This window comes from Nocardia niwae NBRC 108934 = DSM 45340 (genome assembly GCF_001613465.1).
GTDB lineage: Bacteria > Actinomycetota > Actinomycetes > Mycobacteriales > Mycobacteriaceae > Nocardia > Nocardia niwae.
Window position 1 is genome coordinate 1 of sequence record NZ_BDCK01000100.1, and the last position, 794, is coordinate 794.

Annotated in this window: 1 protein-coding gene; it reads left to right on the forward strand. The window is 66.6% G+C overall.

Annotation, left to right across the window (positions count from 1 at the left end; all coding sequences use genetic code 11):
• Window positions 1-794, forward strand: a 794-nt coding sequence (locus NNI01S_RS33005; RefSeq protein ID WP_157115186.1) for an amino acid adenylation domain-containing protein, incomplete at both ends; no start/stop codon positions are given.

Here is a 794-nt window from a genome sequence, read left to right on the forward strand (position 1 = left end):
GCCGTCGAACACGGCGTATGTGATCTTCACGTCCGGTTCGACGGGGCGTCCGAAGGGTGTGGCGGTTTCGCATTCGGCGATCGTCAACCGGCTGGTGTGGATGCAGACTGCCTACCAGTTGACCGCGGATGATGTGGTGTTGCAGAAGACCCCGGCGACGTTCGATGTGTCGGTGTGGGAGTTCTTCTGGCCGTTGCAGGTCGGTGCTCGGCTGGTGGTGGCGAAGCCGGATGGGCATCGTGATCCGGCCTACCTGGCCGAGGTCATCAGCGCCGAGAAGGTGACCGTCACCCACTTCGTGCCGTCGATGCTGGCGGTGTTCGTGGCGGATACCGCTGCCGCGCGGTGTGATTCGCTGCGGTTGGTGTTCGCTTCGGGTGAGGCGTTGCCGCCGAAGCCCGCGCATCGCCTGCGGGAGTTGACCGGCGCGTCCCTGCACAACTTGTACGGCCCCACGGAAGCGGCGGTCGACGTCACTTTCCACGAAGTGGTGGACGCCGACACCGAGACCGTGCCGATCGGTGCGCCGGTGTTCAACACGCAGGTGTTCGTGCTGGATGCGCGCCTGCGGCCGGTTCCCGTCGGTGTCGCGGGTGAGTTGTATCTCGCGGGCGCCCAGCTCGCGCGTGGCTACGTCGCGCGCCCGGATCTGACCAGCGACCGGTTCGTCGCCAACCCCTACGGGGAGCCCGGCGCGCGGATGTACCGCACGGGTGACTTGGTGGCGTGGACCGAGCACGGTGAGCTCGAGTATCTGGGCCGCACCGACTTCCAGGTGAAACTGCGTGGTCTGC